Genomic DNA, 14,553 nt, shown 5'->3' on the forward strand with positions numbered 1-14,553 from the left:
TCATGTCCTGTTTTACGCGTTATGCCATCAGAACGCGTCCGCCGCGAGTGCCATCACCGGGTCGGCCCCGGATTCGATCCGCGCCAGATGCAGGCCCGTCGCCGGAAGCTGGCGGGACATGTAGTAGCGGCCGGTAGCGATCTTGGTCTCGTAGAAGGCCGCGTCGGGTGTGTCCGCGTCAAGCGCCAGCATCGCGGCCTTTGCCATTCGGGCCCACATCAGGCCAAGGCAGACATGGCCGAACAGATGCATGAAATCATAAGAGCCGGCCAGTGCGCTGTTGGGGTTTTTCATGCCGTTCTGCATGAAATACATCGCCGCTGCCTGCAGGTCTTTGGAGGCTTTCTTGAGCGGATCGAGGAAATCCTGTTTCAGCGCGCCGTTGCCTTCGTTTTCCTTGATGAACGCCTTTACCATATCGAAGAAGGCCATCAGATGCGCGCCGCCGTCCTGCGCCAGTTTCCGCCCCACCAGATCAAGCGCCTGAATGCCGTTGGCGCCTTCGTAGATCATGGCGATGCGAGCGTCGCGGGCGAATTGCGACATGCCGGTTTCCTCGATATAGCCATGCCCGCCGAACACCTGCTGCGCCGCCACGGCCATCTCGAAGCCCTTGTCTGTCTGGAAGCCCTTGATCACCGGCGTCAGCAGAGAGATCAGCCCCTCGGCCTTCGTGTCACCCATACGGTGCGCGCGGTCGATCAGATGCGCGCCCCAGAGGGTAAGCGCGCGGGCCCCTTCAACGAAGGATTTCTGATCCATCAGGTTGCGCCGCACATCGGGGTGCACGATGATCGGATCGGCCGGGCCGTCGGGGTTTTGCGCCCCTGTCACGTCGCGGCCCTGAAGCCGGTCATGGGCATAGGCGACCGCGTTCTGATAGGCGGCTTCCGCCTGGGCATAGCCCTGCAGGCCGACGCCGATCCGGGCTTCGTTCATCATGGTGAACATCGCGCGCATGCCCTTGTGCAACTCTCCGATCAGGTAGCCGGTGGCGCCGTCGAAGTTCATCACGCAGGTGGCGTTGCCGTGAATGCCCATCTTTCTTTCCAGCTTGCCGCAGGATACGGCATTGCGCCCCCCCGGCGCGCCGTCGTCGCCGATCAGGAACTTCGGGACGATGAACAGGCTGATGCCCCTGGTGCCTTCGCCGCCGTCCGGTGCCCTGGCCAGCACCAGGTGGATGATGTTTTCCGACAGGTCGTGATCGCCCGCCGAGATGAAGATCTTCTGGCCAGTAATCTTGTATGATCCGTCATCCTGCGGTTCGGCCTTCGTGCGCATCAGCCCCAGATCGGTGCCGCAATGCGGTTCGGTCAGGTTCATCGTGCCGGTCCATTCGCCGGTGACCATCTTCGGCAGATAGATAGCCTTTTGCGCGTCGCTGCCATGGGTGTGGATGGCGGAATAGGCGCCGTGGGTGAGGCCCTGATACATGTTGAACGCCATGTTGGCCGAGACGAACAGCTCGCCCACCGCGATGTTCAGCACATAGGGCATGCCCTGGCCGCCAAAGGCCGGATCGCAGTCCAGCCCCATCCAGCCGCCTTCCCGGACCTTGCGGTAAGCGTCGCGGAACCCTGCCGGCGTGCGCACCGTGCCGTTTTCCAGAACACAGCCTTCGGTATCGCCGACCACGTTCAACGGCGCCAGCACGTCGCTGGCAAGCTTTCCGGCCTCGTCGAGGATGGCGGACGTGACGTCGCGCTCCAGCGCGTCACAGCCTTCCACACCGCTTTGGCTTACGTTCAGCAGGTCGTGTAATACGAACTGCAGATCCTTCGTGGGAGCGTTGTAGGACGGCATCAAGGTCTCCTCCCTTTGAGCGTCTATTCCGCGGCTTGTTGCTGCCCGAAGGCATCCAGCCTTTCTTCCGCCCAGGCAAGCTGTTCTTTCAGATCGGTGATGGATTCGTCCAGTTCGGCGCGCTGGCGTTCCATGTCGGCCAGATGCCGGCAGGCGGCTTCGTAGGTGCGGCGCAGCTGGGTCTGCTGCTGGTCGCCGATGTCGTAGAGATCCAGCAGCTGGCGGATTTCCTCGAGGCTGAACCCGAAGCGCTTGCCGCGCATGATCAGCTTCAGCCGGGCACGGTCGCGCTTTGGGAACAGGCGCTTCTGACCCTCGCGGATCGGGAACAGCAGCTCTTTGGCTTCGTAGAAGCGCAATGTACGCGGCGTTACATCGAACGCATCGCACATCTGTCGGATGGTCATAATCGTATCAGTCATTTGGTCGCCTTTGAACGAGCGTATTCTTAATTGATGGCCCCATTGGCCGGATCCGGTGGGCTATAGCAGGGAAGTTGACCTAGACGTAAGCGAGACGCTGCGTCACATCGTGCCTACCGAAGCCGTGCCGGGGAATATTGCCGGAAAGCGAACTATCGGAGTCGTTTTGCGAAGTCCTGTTGGCGATCGAGCAGGCGCCTGGCCCTGTCGCGCATCTCTTCGAGATCGCAAATGGTATCGTCCAGCTCGCGCCGCTGGGTCTTGAGATCCGCCAGCTTGAGCGTGGCTTTCTCGACCCACGCGGCATTCTGGGCGGCGGAGCCCTCTTCTTCGTAGATGGAAAGCCACTGGCGGATTTCCTCGAGGCTGAACCCGAAGCGGCGCCCGCGCAGGATCAGTGTCATCCGGGCCACGTCGCGGGCCGAATAGTAACGGGTGCGGCCTTCGCGCCTCGGGCTGAGAAGCTCAATATACTCGTAGTACCGCAGCGTTCGCGGAGTCACATCGAACTTCGCGCACATCTGCTTGAACGTCAGGTGCCCGTCCGACACCGCCGCCTCCCGTTCCTACGTGTCTGGTACAACCTTAGGCGTTTGTGCGGGTTGGCGCAAATCAGTTCATGAAACCGGGCGCCAGGAGGTAAAACCCGTAGGCCACGATCAGCGCGGGAACGGCCGAATAGACCGTGGCCAGCATCGCCGCCTTGGGGTTGAGCGCGATCGCAGGAAACAGCGCGTCGCCGTCGTTGGATATCGCATTGCCGATGAGCGCCGCGAAGGGGATCGCCCCGTTGACGTAGAGCGTTGCAACCAGCACCTGCGGGCCGCAGCCGGGAACGAACCCGACCGCGATGGCGATCAGCGGCAGGATCGGGGCGACGGCCTGAAACCACATCTCCAGATCCAGCCCGGCGAATTCGGACGCGTAGTCATAGGCCAGATAGGCCGCGATGACCCAGATGGTGATGAAACTGGTTTCCTCGGCGGCGCGGGTCACGGGGGTGTCGGCAGGGTTGGTCATGGCCCGGACCGTGGAGGTGGCCCAGATCAGCAACCCGGTCGTGATCCCGGCCATCGCGAGCCACACCACCGGAATGCCGAGCAGATCGTCGATCGTGATCTGGGCAAGCTGGGCCACGCCGACCACAAGACCTGGCAGAATGAACATCAGATAGACCCAATCCTTGGCGCGGATACGCCCGATCGGCGCGACCACGGCGCAAGTGTCGCCTGACGGGGCGAATGTGACCTTGTTGAACCTGTCCACGATCCAGCCGGTCAGGGTGCCCACGACCAGCGAAAGCGGCAGGATCACCGCCGCGGCATCGGGGCGCGTGGCGAGCAGCAGGAACGCGGCATCGCCCATCGTTGCGGTCAGGGTGGCGACCATCGCGCCGAGACCGACATTGCCCGAACTGTAGGCCGCAACCACGATCACCGCGCCGCCACAGCCCGGCGTCGCGCCCAGCAGCGCGGCCACCGGCACCTGCCAGCCCTTCGCGCCCTTCAGCGCATCGGCCATGTCAAATTTGAAAAACCGCTCGGCCCCGTAGAACAGCAGGAAGGTCGCCGCCACGAATACGGCGACCTGTGTATAGGCGTCAGTCATCAGCCCGCGCGTCACCTCGCCCAGCCGGCCGGGCGCGAAGGACAGCGCCAGATAGATCAGCACAAGGATCAGGCGCTTGACGCGGAACGGGCCAAGATATTCCGGCAATACCAGCGCGGCGCGGTCAGGGTGGGGCTGTGGTGTCGAGGACATGGGTGTGATTCGATATTTTGCTTTTGCGAATTAATTTCAATTTAAGAAATTATCACTTGCAGCATGCTTGGCAAGGTCCAATAACCGAAATCACAAGAGGGGATGGTGCATGAGCGAAGAAAATATGCGGCAAGCCCGGGAAATGTTCGATCTGGTTCCCCATTCCCGCGCGCTGGCGATGCGGCTGGACTATCTCGGGACCGGGGTCGCGGAAATCTCGATGCCATATGACGAACGCTTCGTCGGGGATCCGCATAGCGGGGTGATCCACGGCGGTGCGGTGTCGGCGCTGCTCGACACCTGCGCCGGATCGGCGGTGGTCAGCCATCCCGACACGTCGGATTCGACCGCGACGCTGGATCTTCGGATCGACTACATGCGCCCGGCGACGCCCGGCCAGCGGATTGTCGCCCGGGCGGAATGCTATCACGTCACCCGCAGCGTCGCCTTCGTGCGTGCCACCGCCATGGACGAAGACCGCGCGAACCCCGTGGCGATGGCCACCGGCGCGTTCACGGTGGCGCAGCCCGAAGGAGACGCGGTATGACCCGGCATCCGCCCGAACCGGTTCAGATGGTGAAACAGCGCCGGGACGCGGCGCTGTCGGCGCTGGTGCGGGGGGTGCCCTATATCCGCTTTCTCGGGATCACGTTCGAACGCAGGGGCGACGAGCTGACCGGCGTTCTGTCCTATGACGAGAAACTGATCGGAAACCCTCATCTTCCGGCCCTTCACGGCGGGGTGACGGCGGCGTTTCTCGAGGTTACGGCGATTATCGGTCTGTCCTGGACGATGCTGTGGGAGGAGATGGAAAGCGGCGCGCTCGATCCCGAAACGCTGATCCGCGCGCGCGTGCCGCGCCTGCCCAAGACCATCGACTTTTCCACCGATTTCCTTCGGTCGGGCCTGCCGCGCGACGCCTATGCGCGGGCGCGGGTCAACCGCTCCGGCCGTCGCTATGCCTCGGTTCATGTCGAAGCCTGGCAGGACAATCGCGACCGGCTGTTCGCCCAGGCCACCGGCCATTTTCTGATGCCGCAACGTGATGGTTGAGGCCGCGCCGGCGCTGACGCACCGGCGCGTTCTGAAGATCGCCCTGCCGATCGTGCTGTCAAACGCGACCGTGCCCATCCTGGGGGCGGTGGATACCGGCGTCGTCGGGCAACTTGGCCTGGCCGCGCCGATCGGCGCCGTCGGCATCGGCGCGATCACCATCACCGCGCTTTACTGGATTCTCGGCTTTCTGCGGATGGGCACGACCGGCCTGACCTCTCAGGCTCAGGGGGCGGGTGACAGCGCCGAGGTTGCCGCGATGCTGTCGCGCGCGCTGATGATCGGCGTTGCGGCCGGGGTGGTGCTGATCCTGTTGCAGGCGCCGCTGTTCTGGGGGGCGTTCCGGCTTTCGCCCGCTAGCCCCGAGGTCGAGACGATGGCCCGCAGCTATATGCGCATCCGGGTCTGGTCCGCGCCGGCGGCGATTTCCATCTATGGCCTCACCGGCTGGCTGATCGCGCTGGAACGTACGCGCGCGGTGCTTGCCATTCAGCTTTTGATGAACGGCATGAACATCCTTCTGGATCTGTGGTTCGTGCTGGGGCTTGGCTGGGGCGTCGAGGGCGTGGCGACGGCGACCTTCCTGGCCGAATGGTCGGGCGCGGCGATGGGCCTTTGGCTGTGCCGCGACGCGTTTCGCGGCAGCGCCTGGAAAGACTGGCCGCGCGTGTTCGACCGGGCGCGCCTGACCCATATGATGCGGGTCAATACCGACATCCTGATCCGCTCGCTTCTGCTTCAGGCGGTCTTCGTGTCGTTCCTGTTCTTCGGCGCGGATTTCGGTGATGTGACGCTGGCGGCGAACCAGATTCTGGTGCAGTTCCTGGAAATCACCGCCTATGCGCTCGACGGGTTCGCCTTTGCGGCCGAGGCGCTGGTGGGGCAGGCGCTCGGGGCGCGGACGCGGATGTCGCTCCGGCGCGGCGCGCTGTTGACGAGTTTCTGGGGCCTGGTCTGCGTGATCGGGCTTGCCATCGCCTTCGCGCTGTTCGGCGGGCGGATCATCGACATCATGACCACGGCCCCGGAGGTGCGCACAGAGGCGCGGGCCTATCTTGTCTATATGGTCGCGGCGCCGCTGCTGGGCCTTGCCGCCTGGATGCTGGACGGTGTGTTCATCGGCGCCACCAAGACCGCAGACATGCGCAACATGATGATCGTGTCGTTCGTGATCTACGGCATCGCGGTCGCCGTGCTGATGCCGCTTTGCGGCAATCACGGGCTGTGGATGGCGCTGCTGATCTCGCTGGTGGCGCGCGGCGTGACCCTGGCCCTGCGCTATCCGGCGCTCGAGGCGTCGGTGGACGGCTGAGCGATCCCCCGGCGCGCCGCGCCCCAATCAGCGCCGGCGCATCTTGCTACAGGATATCCAGCACCCGCTCGGGCGGGCGGCCGATGGCGGCCTTGCCGCTGGCGAACACGATGGGCCGTTCGATCAGCACGGGACTTTCCGACATCGCCCGCAGCAGAACCGCATCCTCCGCGTCCTTCGACAGGCCCAGTTCGGCAAAGCGCTTTTCCTTTGTGCGCATCATCTCGATGGCGCGCAGGCCCAGCGTCGCCTGTGTCAGGCGCAGTTCATCGAGGCTCGGCACGTCTTCCAGATATTTGCGGATCACCGGGTCTTCGCCGCGCGCCTGCAACAGCGCCAGCGCTTCGCGCGATTTCGAACAGCGCGGGTTGTGCCAGATGACGATATCGCTCACAGCCATTCCTTTCGTCCGGTGCCGACCGCTTGGGCCACATTGGCAAACCCGTCGCGCGCGAGCAAGCGTTCCAGCCCGTCGACGATCCGGGGCACGAGCGTCAGGCCCTGATAGACCATGGCCGAATAAAGCTGCACCGCCGAGGCGCCCGCGCGGATCTTGGCATAGGCGTCTTCCGCGCTGCAGATTCCGCCGACGCCCACCAGCGGCAGCCGCCCTTCGGTGAGCTGCGACAGGCGGGCCAGCACCTGCGTCGATTTCGTGAACAAGGGCGCGCCCGACAGGCCGCCCGCCTCGGCCGCCTGCGGGCTTTTCAGCCCGTCGCGCGACAGGGTCGTGTTGGTCGCGATGATCGCGTCAAGGCCGGAGGCCAGCGCGACCTCGGCAATCTCGGCCAGTTCGGCCTCGCCCAGATCGGGCGCGATCTTCAGGAAGACCGGGATCGGGCGGGGCAGCGCCGCGCGGGTCTCCATCACCCCGGCCAGCAGCGCCGAAAGCGCCGCCTTGCCCTGCAGGTCGCGCAGCTTTTCGGTGTTGGGGGAGGAGACGTTGACGGTGGCGAAATCCACATGCGGGCCGCAGCGGGCCAGCACCTGCGCGAAATCGCCGGCCCGGTCGGCGCTGTCCTTGTTGGCGCCCAGGTTCAGCCCGACGATGCCGCCCGCCGGGCGTTTGGCAAGGCGCGCCGCGATCGCCTCCATCCCGTCATTGTTGAAGCCGAACCGGTTGATCACGGCGGCGTCTTCGGTCAGGCGGAACAGGCGCGGGCGCGGGTTGCCGGGCTGCGGGCGCGGGGTGGCCGCGCCAACCTCGAGAAACCCGAAACCGGCGCGCGAAAGCGGCGCCAGCGCCTGGGCGTTCTTGTCGAACCCCGCCGCCAGCCCCACCGGGTTGGGCAGAACCAGCCCGGCCAGCATTGTGCGCAGCCGGGGCGATGTGGTGACACCGGGCAGGGGCACCAGCCCAGCCCTCAGCGCGGCGATGGAAAGCCCGTGCGCCCGTTCCGGATCGCAACGGTGCAACAGGGCCAGGCCCAGCCGCTCGGCCACGCTCAAATCACACCTTCCGGGAAGATATGGCCGGTGGCGCCCAGCGGCAGGGATTTGTCCCAGATCACCTCGTCCATGCGAAGCTGGCGGTAGAGATGCGGGAACAGCGCGCCACCGCGCGAGGTTTCCCATTTCAGATCCGCGCCCATCGTGTCGGGGTCGAAGGCGACAAGCACCAGATCGCTTTCGCTGGTGAAGTGTTTTGCCGCGGTTTCCGTCACCTGTTCGGCGGTCGAAAAGTGGATGAACCCGTCCGCGACATCCACAGGCGCGCCATCGGTGCTGCCTGCGGCGCGGAACTCTTCCCATTCGGGGCGGCGGAAAATCTTGAAAATCAGCATGGTATTCCCAATGCCGAAACTCATGCGTCCGGTCAATGCCGTGACGTCATCCAAGTGTCACTCTTCACAGATAGCCATCAGGATGCTCAGGCTTTGACTCTGCATCTGTAACAGGTCAACATTCTGTTACAATTACGTCATGTTCCAACGGGAGTTTCTTCATGATTGCGCGTCTCCTTGCCGCCTCGACCGCCGCCCTGGCGCTTTCTGCGGGGATCGCAGCGGCCGACTATTCGCTGACCATCCTGCATACCAACGACTTCCACGCCCGTTTCGAGCCCATTTCCAAATATGATAGCGGCTGCTCGGCCGAGGACAATGCCGAAGGCAAATGCTTCGGCGGTTCGGCCCGTCTGGTGACGGCGCTGGAGGAAGCCAAGAAGCGGACCAACAATTTCATCCTCGTGGATGGCGGCGATCAGTTTCAGGGCACGCTGTTCTATACCTATTACAAGGGTAAAGTCGCGGCCGAGATGATGAACAAGATGGGCTATGACGCGATGACCGTGGGCAACCACGAATTCGACGACGGCCCCGAGGTTCTGCGCGGGTTTGTCGATTCGGTCGACTTTCCGATTCTGATGTCGAATGCCGATATCTCCGGCGAGCCGCTGCTGGCCGGCACGATCCAGAAATCAGTGATCATCGAACGGGGCGGCGAAAAGCTGGGCCTGATCGGCCTGACCCCGCAAGACAATGACGAACTGGCCAGCCCCGGCAAGAACATCATCTTCACCGATCCCTCCGAGGCGGTTCAGGGCGAGGTCGACAAGCTGACCGATGCGGGCGTGAACAAGATCATCGTGCTGTCGCATTCCGGCTATGGCGTCGACAAGAAGGTGGCGGCGAACACCTCTGGCGTAGATGTGATCGTCGGCGGGCACACCAATACGCTGCTGTCCAACACCTCCGACAGCGCCGAAGGCCCGTACCCGACCATAGTCGGCGACACCGCCATCGTTTCGGCCTATGCCTATGGCAAGTTTCTGGGTGAGCTGAACGTGACGTTCAACGACGCGGGCGTGATCACCAAAGCCACCGGCGAGCCGCTGATCATGGATGCCGCCGTCACCGAGGACGAGGTGACCAAGGCCCGGATCAGCGAGCTGGCCGTTCCGCTCGAGGAGATCCGCCAGAAGGTCGTGGCCCAGGCCGCCGAAGCCATCGAGGGCGACCGTTCGGTCTGCCGCGCGATGGAATGCCCGATGGGCAACCTCGTGGCCGATGCGATGCTTGCGCGGGTCGAGGGGCAGGGCATCCAGATCGCGCTTCAGAACGGCGGCGGACTGCGTGCCAGCATCGACGCGGGCGACGTGACGATGGGCGAGGTGCTGACCGTGCTGCCGTTCCAGAACACGCTGGCCACGTTCCAGACCACCGGCCAGACGGTGATTGACGCGCTTGAAAACGGCCTGAGCCAGGTCGAGGAAGGCGCCGGCCGCTTCCCGCAGGTTGCCGGGCTGAAATTCGTCTGGGATCCCGCCGCCGCGCCGGGCAGCCGCGTTGTCGAGGTGATGGTGCAAGAGGGCGATGCCTTCGTTCCGCTCGACCCGGCCAAGACCTATGGCGTTGTCACCAACAACTATGTCCGCAACGGCGGCGACGGCTACAAGATGTTCGCGACCCATGCCGAGCATGTCTATGATTTCGGCCCCGACCTGGCCGATGTCACGGCCGAATACATGGCCGAGGTGGGGCCCTATACCCCCTATACCGACGGGCGCATCGCGCAGAAATAAGCCGGCGATCCGCGACGAAAGAGGCGCGTCCGAAAGGGCGCGCCTTTGTCGTTCCGGGGGGCGGCCGCCGGCGTCTTTGAACGGCGCTCAAACAGGTATTTTCCGCATCGAATTTATCGAGGGCCGCAATTTGCGCCATCCGGCGCGGAGGCTGGCTTTTTTGTGATCGCGGCGCCGGATGCTTCTGATTCCGGGGCGGTTTTCCATCTTCGCGATGCTGCGAATGCAAAAAGCGTCACATTCTGCCTGTATCCAAAAACCAACCTACGCCGGAACATCGCATGTTTTCATTGAACGGTTTCAAGGCGCTTGTCGTGGGCGTCGCGAATGATCAGTCGATCGCCTGGGGATGCGCCAGGGCGCTCCGGGCACAGGGGGCCGATCTCGCCATCACATACCTCAACGAAAAGGCCGAACCCCATGTGCGCCCCCTGGCCGAGGAGCTGGGCGCCGAGCTGATCCTGCCGCTCGACGTCGCCCAGGCGGGCCAGCTCGAGAGTGTGTTCGCCCGGATCGACGAGAAATGGGGGCGCCTGGATACGCTGGTTCACGCCATCGCCTTCTGCCCGCGCGATGATCTGCATGGGCGGGTGGTGGACTGCTCCGCCAAGGGCTTTTCCCAGGCGATGGATGTCTCGGTGCATTCCTTCATGCGGATGGTGCGCCTCGCCGAACCGCTGATGCCCTCGGGCGGCACCTGCATGACGGTCAGCTTCTACGGCTCCGAAAAGGTGGTGGAGCATTACAACATCATGGGGCCGGTCAAGGCCGCGCTGGAAAGCGTCACCCGCTACATGGCGGCCGAGCTTGGACCCAAGGGCATATCGGTGCATGCGCTTTCTCCCGGCCCGCTGGCGACGCGCGCGGCCAGCGGGATCGACCATTTCGACGAAATTCTGGCGCTGGCTGCCGAACGGGCCCCGACCCATGCGCTGGCGACGATCGAGGATATCGGCGCCTACGCCGCCTTTCTGGCCAGCCACGAGGCGCGCAACGTGACCGGCGTCGTTCACCCGATCGACGGCGGATATCAGATCATTGGATGAGGCCCACATGATACAGCAACGCCATCAGGAAAACCTGACCCAGCTTGCCGGCGACGCGACACTTCAGGCGGAACTCTCGGGCATCGCCGCAAGGCGACATGCCGAGCGGGCCAACAAAACACTGCATGACACGGCGGGCCGCGTCTCGCGGCAGGGGCAGACGCTGACGCGCCAGATGGCCGCCGCCAGCTCTCCGGCGGCGCTGATGGCGGCCTGGTCGGGCTATCTGCTGGATGCCGGGCAGCGGGCGCTGCTGACCGGCGACGCGATGCGCCGGCGTGCGGATATCTTCGTGGAACACCAGGCCGCCGGAAGCCCGCCGGTTCTGATCTACGAATACGAGGTGATCGTCGAGGGGCGCGACCTGACACCGCCCAGCAACTACATGCTGTTGCGGATCCTGCCCCCCGAAGGGGTCGAGGTGCTGAACTGGAAGCGGCCCTACGTCATCATCGATCCGCGCGCCGGGCATGGCGCGGGCATCGGCGGGTTCAAGAACGACAGCCAGGTCGGCGTCGCCCTGAAAGACGGGCACCCGGTCTATTTCGTCGCGTTCCACCCGGACCCCGAGCCGGGCCAGACGCTGGCCGACGTGACCCATTCCGAGGCCGAATTCCTGCGCGAGGTCATCCGCCGCCATCCCGACAGCCCCAAGCCCATCGTCGTCGGCAATTGCCAGGGCGGCTGGGGCACGGCCATCCTGGCGGCGACCCATCCCGATCTTGTCGGCCCGATCGTGCTGAACGGCGCGCCCATGTCCTATTGGGGCGGCAAGCTGGGGCAGGATCCGATGCGCTATTCCGGCGGGATCGTCGGCGGCGCGGTGTCGGCGCTCGTCGCGGCGGATCTGGGCGCCGGGCAGTTCGACGGCGCCAACCTGGTGCAGAATTTCGAAGGGCTCAATCCCGGCCGCACCTGGTTTCGAAAGTATTACGACCTCTATCAGAATGTCGACGAGGCGGTCGACAGGTTCCTGGAATTCGAACGCTGGTGGGGCGGGTACTACATGATGACGGAGGCCGAGATCCGCTGGATCGTCGAGAACCTCTTCATCGGCAACAAGCTGGGCAAGAACGAGGCCTATCTGCAGCCCGGCCGCCTGATCGACCTCAAGGCGATCCGCACCCCTGTCATCGTGTTCGCATCGCATGGCGACAATATCACGCCGCCCGCGCAGGCGCTCAACTGGATCGTGGACACCTATACCGACGAGGTCGAGATCGGCATTCGCGGCCAGCGGATCCTTTACATGGTGCACGAGCAGGTCGGGCATCTGGGGATTTTCGTGTCATCCTCCGTCGCGCGGCGGGAACACAGCCAGATGGCTTCGACCCTGAAAACCATAGAGGCGCTATCGCCCGGCCTCTATGAAATGCTGATCGAGGATCACGAGGGCGAGGGCAGCGAGAAAACCTTCACCGTCAGCTTCGCCAGGCGCAAGATGACCGATATTCTGAAGGTAACCGGCCCGCGCCGGGACGAGGCCGCCTTTGCCGGGGTGGCGCGCGCGTCCGAGGCGATTGTCGACAGTTACGACGCTACGCTACGCCCGCTGATACAGGCCAGCGTTCCGCCGCAGATGGCGGAGTTTCGCCGCCACACCCACCCGATGCGCATGAGCCGTGCCGCGTTTTCATCCGCCACCCCCGGCATGGCCGCGCTGGAACGGGCGGCGGAGCTGGCCCGCGAAAACCGCAGGCCGGCAGATCCCGAAAACCCCTTTCTGCTGGCCGAGCGGCTCTGGGCCGACATGATGGAAAAAAGCCTCGACGGCCTGCGCGATATCCGCGAGGCGCTGACCGAGCTTGTGTTCCTGTCGGTCTGGGCCTCGCCGCTTGCGCTGCGCTATGGTGCCCCCCACGCCCACACCCGCACCCACAAGGCGCCGCAGGATCTGCGCGCGCTGCCCGAGGTTCAGACCGCCCTGTCGCGGATCGAGACCGGCGGGCTTGCCGAAGGCATCGTGCGGATGCTGGTCCTGCTGGCCGACACGCGGGGGGATGTGCGCCGGGATCGGCTGGAGCGTTCGTCGGAACTGCTGAGCACCCACGCGCCGTTCAACGATATCGCCGTGTCCGTCCGGGCCGGGATCATCCATGAGCAAAGCCTGATCGTGACTTTCGCGCGGGACGCCGCGTTTGACACCCTGCCGCGCCTGTTGCGGACGGATGCCGAACGGCAGCGGGCGCTGGAGGCCGTCGCCTATGTGCTGGGCAGCGAAACGGAGATGGAGCCTGCGACGCTTGCAATGCTGGCGCGGATGCGGAACATTCTGGAGCACCCGAAACAGGTGGCGGAGTGACCATGGCGGATGAAACAGTGCGGTGCGACGGCGCGGTCATGCGGAGCCGGACGGCCCGATGAGTGCGATACTGACGCTGAACGCGGGTTCGTCCTCGCTGAAATTCGCGGTCTATATTTCCGATCACGAACCGCAGCTTCTGGCCAGGGGGCAGGTGGAAAACCTGGGCCCGACGGCGCGGCTGATCCTGGAAAACGATGGTGAAAAGGTGGTGCGCGCGCTGGGTGTCGCCGACCACGCGATCGCGCTTCGGGAAATCATCGCCAGCGTGACACCGGTTCTTGCCGGCCGCAAGGTCGACGGGGTCGGGCACCGGATCGTGCATGGCGGCGTGGATTTCCACGCGCCGGAAATTCTGACGCCGCAGGTTATCGAAAAGCTTTCCGCGCTGGTGCCGCTGGCGCCGCTGCATCAGCCACACAATCTCGCGGCGGTCGCCGCGGCGCAGGTGGCCTTTCCCGATGCGGTGCAGGTGGCGTGTTTCGACACCGCCTTTCACCGCGACCACCCTTGGGTCAACGACACGTTCGCGCTTCCCCGCCGCTTTTACGAAGAAGGCGTGCGCCGCTACGGGTTTCACGGGCTGAGCTATGATTTCCTCACCGGAGACCTGGCACGGCGCTTTCCCGAACTCTCGGGCGCGCGGCTGGTGATCGCGCATCTTGGAAACGGCGCGTCGATCTGTGCGGTGAAGGACGGTAGAAGCGTTGGCTCGACGATGGGGTTCTCGGCGCTGGACGGATTGCCGATGGGCACGAGATGCGGGCAGATCGATCCCGGCGTTCTGCTTTATCTGATGGATCAGAAGGGGCTGAGCGCGCCCGAAATCTCGACGCTCCTCTACAAGGAAAGCGGGTTGAAGGGGCTGTCGGGGATCAGCAGCGACATGCGCACGCTCGAAGCGTCAGAGGCGCCGGAGGCGGCGCAGGCCATTGATTACTACGTGTTCCGCATCCGCCGGGAGATCGGCGCCATGACCGCGGTGCTGGGGGGGATCGATGCCCTGATCTTCAGCGGCGGGATTGGCGAGAATTCCGTGACGGTGCGGGGTCGGGTCGCCGATGGGCTGGATTACCTCGGGATCACGCTGGATGAGGGCCGGAACGCGACGAGCGAGATCGAGATCGGCGCAGGCCCGGTGCGGGTCTTCGCGCTTCCGACCGACGAAGAGCGCGTGATCGCACGGGCCGTTCAGAAACAGGTGTGACGCAGGGCGAGGTATCGGGTTTCCCTGAACGGGGCCGATTGCCCCGAGCGGATGTTCGCGGGGCCGCTGGCCGCTCCACGCATCCGTTCAGCGCCGCCAGATTTCGGCGGCGCCCTGTATT

At 64.6% G+C, this 14,553-nt stretch carries 14 protein-coding genes; 7 read left to right on the forward strand and 7 right to left on the reverse strand.

What is annotated here, in order from left to right:
• Positions 1-27 precede the first annotated feature (27 nt).
• The 4 genes from TQ29_RS04380 to TQ29_RS04395 all read right to left on the reverse strand — a co-directional run bounded on the left by TQ29_RS04380 (position 28) and on the right by TQ29_RS04395 (position 3,989).
• Positions 28-1,806, reverse strand: a complete 1,779-nt coding sequence (locus TQ29_RS04380) for an acyl-CoA dehydrogenase C-terminal domain-containing protein (RefSeq protein ID WP_054538170.1) — start codon at positions 1,804-1,806, stop codon at positions 28-30.
• Positions 1,807-1,829: 23 nt separating this feature from the next.
• Positions 1,830-2,228, reverse strand: coding sequence for a MerR family DNA-binding transcriptional regulator (locus TQ29_RS04385; RefSeq protein ID WP_054538171.1), 399 nt, complete (start codon positions 2,226-2,228; stop codon positions 1,830-1,832).
• Positions 2,229-2,380: 152 nt separating this feature from the next.
• Positions 2,381-2,779 (reverse strand): MerR family DNA-binding transcriptional regulator, encoded by a 399-nt coding sequence (locus TQ29_RS04390; protein ID WP_054538172.1) that lies wholly within the window; start codon positions 2,777-2,779, stop codon positions 2,381-2,383.
• A gap of 61 nt (positions 2,780-2,840) precedes the next feature.
• On the reverse strand, positions 2,841-3,989 hold the full coding sequence (locus tag TQ29_RS04395; RefSeq protein ID WP_054538173.1) for a putative manganese transporter: 1,149 nt from the start codon (positions 3,987-3,989) through the stop codon (positions 2,841-2,843).
• 109 nt (positions 3,990-4,098) lie between these two features.
• Between TQ29_RS04395 and TQ29_RS04400 the strand changes: the two genes are divergently transcribed.
• Genes TQ29_RS04400 through TQ29_RS04410 form a run of 3 tightly spaced genes read left to right on the forward strand, consistent with a single transcriptional unit; the run spans position 4,099 to position 6,354 of the window.
• The gene (locus TQ29_RS04400) at positions 4,099-4,536 is read left to right on the forward strand and encodes a PaaI family thioesterase (RefSeq protein WP_054538174.1); all 438 of its coding nucleotides are present in this window, start codon (positions 4,099-4,101) and stop codon (positions 4,534-4,536) included.
• Positions 4,533-5,042 (forward strand): PaaI family thioesterase, encoded by a 510-nt coding sequence (locus tag TQ29_RS04405; RefSeq protein WP_054538175.1) that lies wholly within the window; start codon positions 4,533-4,535, stop codon positions 5,040-5,042. Before TQ29_RS04400 ends, TQ29_RS04405 begins: the two co-directional genes overlap by 4 nt.
• Entirely contained in the window at positions 5,035-6,354 is a 1,320-nt protein-coding gene (locus tag TQ29_RS04410; protein ID WP_054538176.1) for an MATE family efflux transporter, read from the forward strand. The genes TQ29_RS04405 and TQ29_RS04410 overlap by 8 nt, the downstream gene beginning before the upstream one ends.
• A 46-nt stretch (positions 6,355-6,400) precedes the next feature.
• Here TQ29_RS04410 and arsC read toward each other — a convergent pair whose 3' ends face one another.
• Genes arsC through TQ29_RS04425 form a run of 3 tightly spaced genes read right to left on the reverse strand, consistent with a single transcriptional unit; the run spans position 6,401 to position 8,138 of the window.
• Positions 6,401-6,754 carry an arsenate reductase (glutaredoxin) gene (gene arsC / locus TQ29_RS04415; protein WP_054538177.1) on the reverse strand — a complete coding sequence of 118 codons (354 nt, stop codon included), beginning with the start codon at positions 6,752-6,754 and terminating at the stop codon, positions 6,401-6,403.
• On the reverse strand, positions 6,745-7,803 hold the full coding sequence (locus TQ29_RS04420; RefSeq protein ID WP_054538178.1) for a quinone-dependent dihydroorotate dehydrogenase: 1,059 nt from the start codon (positions 7,801-7,803) through the stop codon (positions 6,745-6,747). The genes arsC and TQ29_RS04420 overlap by 10 nt, the downstream gene beginning before the upstream one ends.
• Complete coding sequence (locus tag TQ29_RS04425; RefSeq protein ID WP_054540322.1) at positions 7,800-8,138, reverse strand: DUF952 domain-containing protein; 339 nt, start codon at positions 8,136-8,138, stop codon at positions 7,800-7,802. Before TQ29_RS04425 ends, TQ29_RS04420 begins: the two co-directional genes overlap by 4 nt.
• Positions 8,139-8,299: 161 nt before the next feature.
• Here TQ29_RS04425 and TQ29_RS04430 point away from each other — a divergent pair, with 161 nt between their 5' ends.
• From TQ29_RS04430 to TQ29_RS04445, 4 genes are all read left to right on the forward strand, one after another.
• On the forward strand, positions 8,300-9,877 hold the full coding sequence (locus TQ29_RS04430; protein WP_054538179.1) for a bifunctional UDP-sugar hydrolase/5'-nucleotidase: 1,578 nt from the start codon (positions 8,300-8,302) through the stop codon (positions 9,875-9,877).
• Positions 9,878-10,158: 281 nt separating this feature from the next.
• Positions 10,159-10,923, forward strand: a complete 765-nt coding sequence (gene fabI / locus TQ29_RS04435; RefSeq protein ID WP_054538180.1) for an enoyl-ACP reductase FabI — start codon at positions 10,159-10,161, stop codon at positions 10,921-10,923.
• A 7-nt stretch (positions 10,924-10,930) separates the two neighbouring features.
• Positions 10,931-13,225, forward strand: a complete 2,295-nt coding sequence (locus tag TQ29_RS04440; RefSeq protein WP_054538181.1) for a DUF3141 domain-containing protein — start codon at positions 10,931-10,933, stop codon at positions 13,223-13,225.
• 58 nt (positions 13,226-13,283) lie between these two features.
• Positions 13,284-14,432, forward strand: a complete 1,149-nt coding sequence (locus TQ29_RS04445) for an acetate/propionate family kinase (RefSeq protein WP_054538182.1) — start codon at positions 13,284-13,286, stop codon at positions 14,430-14,432.
• Positions 14,433-14,553: the final 121 nt, after the last annotated feature.

The sequence above is a fragment of the Actibacterium sp. EMB200-NS6 genome (assembly GCF_001305615.1).
GTDB classification, from domain to species: Bacteria; Pseudomonadota; Alphaproteobacteria; order Rhodobacterales; family Rhodobacteraceae; genus Actibacterium_A; species Actibacterium_A naphthalenivorans.

Excerpts from the sequence above, each read along its gene's own strand:
- TQ29_RS04380 (WP_054538170.1), bottom strand. The coding sequence starts at position 1,806 with ATGCCGTCCTACAACGCTCCCACGAAGGATCTGCAGTTCGTATTACAC.
- TQ29_RS04385 (WP_054538171.1), bottom strand. The coding sequence starts at position 2,228 with ATGACTGATACGATTATGACCATCCGACAGATGTGCGATGCGTTCGAT.
- TQ29_RS04395 (WP_054538173.1), bottom strand. The coding sequence starts at position 3,989 with ATGTCCTCGACACCACAGCCCCACCCTGACCGCGCCGCGCTGGTATTG.
- TQ29_RS04400 (WP_054538174.1), top strand. The coding sequence starts at position 4,099 with ATGAGCGAAGAAAATATGCGGCAAGCCCGGGAAATGTTCGATCTGGTT.
- TQ29_RS04405 (WP_054538175.1), top strand. The coding sequence starts at position 4,533 with ATGACCCGGCATCCGCCCGAACCGGTTCAGATGGTGAAACAGCGCCGG.
- TQ29_RS04410 (WP_054538176.1), top strand. The coding sequence starts at position 5,035 with ATGGTTGAGGCCGCGCCGGCGCTGACGCACCGGCGCGTTCTGAAGATC.
- arsC (WP_054538177.1), bottom strand. The coding sequence starts at position 6,754 with ATGGCTGTGAGCGATATCGTCATCTGGCACAACCCGCGCTGTTCGAAA.
- TQ29_RS04425 (WP_054540322.1), bottom strand. The coding sequence starts at position 8,138 with ATGCTGATTTTCAAGATTTTCCGCCGCCCCGAATGGGAAGAGTTCCGC.
- TQ29_RS04430 (WP_054538179.1), top strand. The coding sequence starts at position 8,300 with ATGATTGCGCGTCTCCTTGCCGCCTCGACCGCCGCCCTGGCGCTTTCT.
- fabI (WP_054538180.1), top strand. The coding sequence starts at position 10,159 with ATGTTTTCATTGAACGGTTTCAAGGCGCTTGTCGTGGGCGTCGCGAAT.
- TQ29_RS04440 (WP_054538181.1), top strand. The coding sequence starts at position 10,931 with ATGATACAGCAACGCCATCAGGAAAACCTGACCCAGCTTGCCGGCGAC.
- TQ29_RS04445 (WP_054538182.1), top strand. The coding sequence starts at position 13,284 with ATGAGTGCGATACTGACGCTGAACGCGGGTTCGTCCTCGCTGAAATTC.